Source organism: Streptomyces sp. NPDC059743, from assembly GCF_042732975.1.
Taxonomy (GTDB): Bacteria; Actinomycetota; Actinomycetes; order Streptomycetales; family Streptomycetaceae; genus Streptomyces.
In genome coordinates this window covers 168,535-175,766 of sequence record NZ_JBHWGS010000020.1, presented here as the reverse complement: position 1 = coordinate 175,766, position 7,232 = coordinate 168,535, and the positions used below count along the sequence as shown (strand labels likewise).

Below are 7,232 nucleotides of genomic sequence, written 5' to 3'. Positions count from 1 at the left end.
GGCCCGCACCCCTGTCCTGGGGTGCGGGCCCACGCGCGTAGTGCTCAGAACGCTTCCGGTACGAGCCGGGGCGGCCCGTTCGTCAGCTCGGTGCGGAGCTTGTCGCGCAGCTTCAGATCCTCCTTGCTCAGCCGCTGCGGACCGCTGGGCACCGGCACGTCGCCGATCTGTTCGCCCGGCGCCTGCGGCGCTTCGTACCGCGTCGGAGCGGTGGCCAGGGTGAAACTCGTCGCGCCGACGATCAGCGCCGTCAACGCGATGGCGAGCCGTGTCCAGAGCTTGGACCGGCGCTCGCAACCGGTCCGTACGGTGCGGGGCGTCGCGAGCTTCGGCGGCGTCTCGGCCTCGGTGAGGGCGCTCAGCCGCTCGTGCAGCAGCGCCGTGTCGGTCAGCTCGGGATCCTTCGCGGCGACCGCCTCCCGGGCGCGCGTCAGCCGGCTCGCGGCGGCCGGCGTGCTGGCCTCGGTCTCGGCCGCGGTGTCGGGCAGATCGAGGCCGAGTCCGTCGTAGAGCAGCAGCGTGCGGCGGTACGACGGCGGGAGGGCCAGCAGCGCCTCGCGGAGCAGCTTCCGGCCGGGCGAGTCCTGCTCGCCGGGCATGGGCTCGGGATGCTTGGTGGAGCGGCGCATCCGGTGCCAGGGCGACAGCGCGTACTCGTGCGCCGCGGCCCGGATCCAGCCCACCGGATCCCGGTCGACGGCGACCTCGGGCCAGCGCTGCCAGGCGAGCCGGAAGGCGCGCTCGACGGACTCCTGGGAGAGGGAGCGCCGCCCGGTGAGCAGATAGGCCTGGAGTACGAGAGAGGGCGCGGCGAACGCGTACAGCGCGTCGAAGGCCTGCTCCGGAGTGAGCGGCTTGCTTTCGGTATCGGTGGCGGTGCCGGTATCGGTAGCGGTGGCGTTTCCGCTTTCGGTGCTCGTGCTCGTGCTCGTGCTCGTGCCGGCGCTGGTGTCGGTGTCGGTGGCCTTAGCGGTGCTGGTGGCGCTGGCGCTGGTGCCCGTTCCGGCGCGTGCCCTGATTTCCGTTCCGGTACGCGCCCAGGACGGAGTCAGAGGTGCCCGAGGCACCATGGGCATCTGGGATCCGGCCGGTGGCCCGGAGGCCGCCGGATCGCGTGATTTCAGAAGTGACGGCGGCTGCCCGGCCCGGCTGCGCTTCTGCGGCGCGGATGTGGATGCGGATGTGGATGTGCTCTGCTGCCGCGCGGCGGAACGCTCCATGGCCGCCCTGCGCGCCTCCCGCTCGGTCCGCGCGGCCTTCTCCCGCAGCTCCGTGTCGAGTGCGGCCAGCAGCTTCGCGTAGCTCTCCGCCTTGCGCCCGCGCGGAGCCGTGCGGCCGGCCTCCCAGGACCGGATCGTCGCCCGCGAGACTCCCACCGCAGAAGCGACCTGCTTCTCGGTCATCGACCTCGCCTCCCGCAGCCTGCGCCGCTCCTTGGGAGGCGGCAGCGGCGGGACGGCGGAGGAGCCGTCCGCGGTGCTCTGCGTGGTGTTCTGCGTCATGAGGGACTCCCCGCAGCACGATTCGGGCAAAAAAAGCACATAAACTTATATTGGGCGACACGGCGAACATTCGCCTGTTACGTGGATCAAGCGCGTGTCGTGGGCAGCATGACGACGTGACCCAATTGACCGATCGCAGCGCGCCGTTGTCCTCGGCCTCGGCGGTGGAGCGTGGCAGGGCGGCGGCGCTGACCGTCTCGTTCCTCCGCGGAGCCATCGCCGCGTGCCTCGGCCTCGCCCTGTTCGCCGTGCTGGTGCTGGCGATGTGGATCATTTCGCCCTATCCCGACAGCGGGGCCGGCGGAGCCCTGCGCGTCGCCGGCGCGCTGTGGCTGCTGGCCCATGGCGTCGAGCTGGTGCGCGCGGACACACTCTCGGGAAATCCCGCGCCGCTCGGGGTGATCCCGCTGCTCCTGATGGCCCTGCCGGTCTGGCTGGTGTACCGGACGGCCAGGGACGCCCTGGAACCGGACGAAGGGCCGCCCAGACTCTCCGCGTCGGCTGTGGTGTTCACTCTCACGGGCGGCTATCTGCTGGTCGGCGCGGCGTCGGTGCTCCATGTGACGGGCGCTCCGCTCGGCGCGCACCCGCTGCGTGCCGCGCTCATGCTGCCTTTGGTGACGGTCCTGTCCGCGGCGGCCGGAGCGTGGCGGGCGAGCGGACGCCCGCGTGGTCTTCTGCCGGCCCGGCTGCCCGGTGTTCTACGGAGAGCTCTCGTCCGTGGCGTCGGGGCGTCCGCGGCCCGGCGCAGGACCGCTGTCGCGCTGCGGGCGGGCGTCGCGTCCGTTCTGCTGCTGCTGGGCGGCGGCGCGCTGCTGGTCGGGATCTCGCTGGCGTGGCACGGCGAGATCGCGCATATCTCGTTCGTACGGCTCGCCTCCGACTGGTCGGGACGGTTCGCCGTGCTGCTGCTCGCGCTGGTGCTCGTGCCGAACGCGGCGATGTGGGGCGCAGCGTACGGGCTGGGACCGGGCTTCGCGCTCGGTACGGGTGCGACGGCCACACCGTTCGGGATCACGGGCGATTACTCGCTGCCGTCCTTCCCGCTGCTCGCGGCGGTGCCCGAGGGCCCGGGCCCGGCGCTGAACTGGGCGGCGGCGGGAGTGCCGGTGCTCGCGGGAGGAGCGCTGGCCTGGTTCACCGTACGGGTGGCCGCGCCACCGTACGGTGAGAAGGAGAAGGCCTGGAGCGCGGGCGCGACCGCGCTGACGGCGGCGCTCGGCGCGGTGGTGTGTGCGGCGCTGACGGCGCTGCTGGCGGCGATGTCGGGCGGGCCGATGGGCAACGGCAGACTGGCGGTCCTCGGGCCGGTGTGGTGGCTGACGGGCGCGGCGGCGCTGGTGTGGACGCTGGGGCTCGGTGTACCGATGGCGCTGGTGCTACGGGCCTGGCGGCTGCGGGCGCGGCGGGACGACGCCGTACCGCCACCGCCACCGCCGGAACCTGCGGCGGGAGCCGGCGCTGCTACGAGGGCGGGGGAGACCGATAGGAAGGGCGGCGCTGACGCCGAGGCTGTGGAGTCGGGCGGTCCGGTGACGGCGTGGTGGCCGGCGCCCTGGCGGCGGCTGATGTGGCTGCTCGGTGGCCGGGCGGTGGCGGACGGTCCGGTGTCCGAGCCGGCGTCGGAGGCGGTTGGCGGCCTGGGCCTTCCGGTCCGGGACGCGGACGCCCGTGCTGACGTCCATGGCCGCTCCGGCGTCAACGCGCGCGCTCGTCCTCGCCCCGATGCTCGTCCTCGCTCCGGCGCCCATGTCCGTGCTCGCGCTCGTCCTCGCTCCGATGTCCGCGCTCGCTCCGGTGCGCGCGCCCGGGCGGTTCCGGTCGCGGACAGGGAGGAGGTGAAGGAGCCGGAGTTCGAGCCGTACGACTTTCTGCTCGACGAGACCTGGCACGGGCGCGGTGCCCGGCAGACACGATGGGCGGCGATCAAGGCGGCTTCAAGCGGTCCGACGGCGGACTTCCCGGCCGCGGGAACGGCGTCGGGGCCGCCCTCCGTCAAGAAGAGCGGCCCCAGGAAGATCGGCCCCGACGGCTCCGTCCCGGATTCCGGCGCGGCTCCGGGCATCGGCTCCGGTGTTACTCCTTGACGCCGAAGACCGGGATCAGCGAGGGCGGCAGCTCGTCATTGCAGGAGAGCTGGCCCGTCTTCGTCAGGGAGTCGTTGAGACAGGTGTAGTAGTCGCGGTAGACCAACTGCACGGTGAAGGTCGCGGCCACGATCGCCAGTGCGATTGCGGCCGTCACCAGCCCGCTCACCGCGGCCGTCGTCTGCTGTCGGCTTGACGCTCCGGCCGGGGCGGCCGGACCGTACGGAGGACCTTGGGCAGGGCCCTGGGCCGGCGCGTTCTGCCCGGTGGCCGGCGTGGGAAGGGAGGGCGCGCCTGATGATGGGCCACCGGACGACGGCCCGCCCGACGTCGCGTCGTCCTGGCCGGAGGACGATCCGTTCACCGGCTTGTTGCGCAGGGAGCTGATGCCCCAGTACAGCGCCAGCGAGCCGAGCAGCAGGGCGATCTCCGGGAAGTCGAAGAGCGCGAAGAAGAAGGCCCACATCCCGCCGAGGAGCGCGTAGCGGGCGCGGCGCTGGATCGGGTCCGTCGGATCCCAGCGCAGTCCGCCGCCGCGGCCTCCCTCGGGACCGTCCTGGCCGCCACCCTGGCCGTTCTGCTGCCCGTTCTGACCGCCGGGACGGCTGCCGAAGCCGCCCGTCGAGCGGCCCGGCTGGCGGCTGCTCCACTGGCTGCCCCAGCCGCTTCGGTCGGCGCCTGAGCCGTCGTCGGCCGGGCCCGCGCCTTCGGGCTGCCGAGGCCGCCACGGCTGGTCGGGCCTGCCCTCGGGCGGCGGAGCGAAAGGATTGTCGTCGGCGGACCCAGAGGAAGAGGATCCACCGGATCCCGCCGAGCCCGAGCCGGACCCCGAAGCCGGGCCGGAGTCCGGGGAATCCGAGGCGCCGGAGGAGCCCGTGGTCCCCGACGGACCGGTGGAAGAGGACTGGCGTTCCCGCGGCAGCAGCACCGGCCCAGCGGGCGGCGGGAGGTGGAGTGCCGTGCGGCGGCGTCGGTCCTGCATCTGGTGAACGTCTTCCCCTCAGACCCAGCGCGCGGGGGTCTTGTCTCGTATGGCCCGTCCCGGAGACGGAAACCCTGTCCCCAGACGCTACCTCTCGGCCACGCCCCCGTCCCGTGGGGGCCGCTCGGTGTGCCGGTATCGTTGCTGACGGTCGGCTCTTTCGTAGAGTTCCCCGTATGGGGGAATGTGATTCGTTCGTAGGACCACACAAAGCCCTACGCCCCCATCACATCGCCGGCCACACAGCCGACCCATGACGCCGCACGACCCAGCGAGGCTGTGCTCGCTCCCAGAAAGGCGCCCGCCGTGGCCTCCCCGCCTCCCGCCTCCACGCCCGTACCGTCCGCCGCCTTCCCGCCCGCCACGGCCGGTCCGGCCCGTGTGGTGGTGCTGGTCTCCGGTTCCGGCACGAATCTCCAGGCCCTGCTCGATGCCATCGGCGACGATCCGGCGGCCTTCGGGGCACGGATCGTCGCGGTCGGCGCGGACCGGAGCTCCATCGAGGGCCTGGCGCGGGCCGAGCGCGCCGGGCTGCCGACCTTCGTCCGCAGAGTCAAGGACTACGGCACACGTGACGAGTGGGACGTGGCGCTGGCCGAGGCGACCGCGGCGTACGCACCTGACCTGGTGGTCTCGGCCGGCTTCATGAAGATCGTGGGCAAGGAGTTCCTCGCGCGCTTCGGCGGGCGGTGCGTCAACACGCATCCCGCCCTGCTGCCCAGTTTTCCCGGTGCCCATGGCGTACGTGACGCGCTCGCGTACGGCGCGAAGGTCACCGGCTGCACCGTCCACTTCGTCGACGACGGCGTCGACACCGGCCCGATCATCGCGCAGGGCGTGGTCGAGGTACGGGACGAGGACGAGGAAGACGCTCTCCATGAGCGCATCAAGGAAGTCGAGCGACGCCTGCTCGTCGAGGTCGTGGGGCGTCTGGCCCGGCACGGCTATCGCATTGAGGGACGAAAGGTAACGATCCAGTGACCGCCGAAGGTACGAACCGCCCCATCCGTAGGGCGCTGGTCAGCGTCTACGACAAGACGGGCCTGGAGGAGCTGGCCCGCGGGCTGCACGAGGCGGGCGTCACCCTGGTCTCGACGGGCTCCACCGCCTCGAAGATCGCCGCGGCCGGAGTGCCGGTCACCAAGGTCGAGGAGCTGACCGGCTTCCCGGAGTGCCTGGACGGCCGCGTCAAGACGCTGCATCCGCGCGTCCACGCCGGGATCCTCGCCGACCTCCGGCTCGACTCGCACCGCGAGCAGCTCGCCGAGCTGGACATCGAACCGTTCGATCTGGTCGTCGTGAACCTCTATCCGTTCCGTGAGACGGTCGCGTCCGGCGCCGGCGCCGACGAGTGTGTCGAGCAGATCGACATCGGCGGGCCCTCGATGGTCCGCGCCGCCGCCAAGAACCACCCGTCGGTCGCGGTCGTCACCAGCCCCGAGCGGTATCCGGACGTCCTCGGGGCCGTACGGAGCGGCGGATTCGATCTGACGACGCGCAAGCGGCTGGCGGCGGAGGCGTTCCAGCACACCGCCGCGTACGACGTGGCCGTGGCCTCCTGGTTTGCGGACGAGTACGCCGCCGCGGACGACTCGGGCTTCCCGGACTTCCTGGGCGCCACGTACACCCGTAAGAACGTACTGCGTTACGGCGAGAACCCGCACCAGCCCGCCGCGCTCTACACCAGCGGCGAAGGCGGTCTGGCCGAGGCCGAGCAGCTGCACGGCAAGGAGATGTCGTACAACAACTACACGGACACGGACGCCGCGCGCCGGGCCGCGTACGACCATGCCGAGCCCTGTGTCGCGATCATCAAGCATGCCAATCCGTGCGGGATCGCGGTCGGCGCCGATGTGGCCGAGGCGCACCGCAAGGCGCATGAGTGCGACCCGCTGTCCGCGTTCGGCGGTGTGATCGCCGTCAACCGTCCGGTCTCCGTCGCGATGGCCGAGCAGGTCGCCGAGATCTTCACCGAGGTGATCGTCGCGCCGGAGTACGAGGACGGCGCGGTCGAGGTGCTCGCCCGCAAGAAGAACATCCGGGTGCTGCGCTGTCCCGAGCCGCCGGCCGCGACGGTCGAGGTCAAGCCGGTCGACGGCGGTGCGCTGCTCCAGGTCACCGACCGGCTCCAGGCCGACGGCGACGATCCGGCGAACTGGACGCTCGCGAGCGGCGAGGCGCTGTCCGAGACCGAGCTGACGGAACTGGCCTTCGCCTGGCGCGCGTGCCGCGCGGTCAAGTCCAACGCGATCCTGCTCGCCAAGGGCGGCGCGTCGGTGGGCGTCGGCATGGGCCAGGTCAACCGCGTCGACTCCGCGAAGCTCGCGGTGGAGCGCGCGGGCGTGGAGCGCGCGCAGGGCGCGTACGCGGCGTCCGACGCGTTCTTCCCGTTCCCGGACGGGCTGGAGATCCTGCTGGCCGCGGGCGTCAAGGCGGTGGTCCAGCCGGGCGGTTCGGTCCGTGACGAGCAGGTCGTCGAGGCGGCACGGAAGGCCGGCGCGACGATGTACTTCACCGGGACGCGCCACTTCTTCCACTGAGTGCCGGCTGCCGGTGAGTCCGGCTGCCACTGAGCACTGAGTCCCTGCTACCGAGGGCCGTTGGCCGCCCGGGCGGGGCGGGGGGAGGGGCCCCCGCGGGGGGGGGGGGGGGGACGGCGCC

5 protein-coding genes are annotated in these 7,232 nt (G+C 72.5%); 3 read left to right on the top strand and 2 right to left on the bottom strand.

What is annotated here, in order from left to right; translation table 11 throughout:
* Positions 1-44: 44 nt before the first annotated feature.
* Entirely contained in the window at positions 45-1,502 is a 1,458-nt protein-coding gene (locus tag ACFV6H_RS31355) for a sigma factor-like helix-turn-helix DNA-binding protein (protein WP_385548976.1), read from the bottom strand.
* Positions 1,503-1,618: 116 nt separating this feature from the next.
* On the opposite strand from ACFV6H_RS31355, the gene ACFV6H_RS31350 reads away from it, so the two are divergent.
* A complete protein-coding gene (locus ACFV6H_RS31350) occupies positions 1,619-3,589 on the top strand; it encodes a DUF6350 family protein (protein ID WP_385548973.1) in 1,971 nt (656 codons plus the stop codon).
* On the opposite strand, the gene ACFV6H_RS31345 is transcribed toward ACFV6H_RS31350, so the two are convergent.
* A complete protein-coding gene (locus ACFV6H_RS31345; protein WP_385548970.1) occupies positions 3,579-4,571 on the bottom strand; it encodes a hypothetical protein in 993 nt (330 codons plus the stop codon). The genes ACFV6H_RS31350 and ACFV6H_RS31345 overlap by 11 nt on opposite strands.
* A gap of 381 nt (positions 4,572-4,952) precedes the next feature.
* On the opposite strand from ACFV6H_RS31345, the gene purN reads away from it, so the two are divergent.
* Entirely contained in the window at positions 4,953-5,552 is a 600-nt protein-coding gene (purN, locus tag ACFV6H_RS31340; protein WP_384792600.1) for a phosphoribosylglycinamide formyltransferase, read from the top strand.
* Complete coding sequence (purH, locus tag ACFV6H_RS31335; RefSeq protein ID WP_385548967.1) at positions 5,549-7,111, top strand: bifunctional phosphoribosylaminoimidazolecarboxamide formyltransferase/IMP cyclohydrolase; 1,563 nt, start codon at positions 5,549-5,551, stop codon at positions 7,109-7,111. Before purN ends, purH begins: the two co-directional genes overlap by 4 nt.
* Positions 7,112-7,232 lie beyond the last annotated feature (121 nt).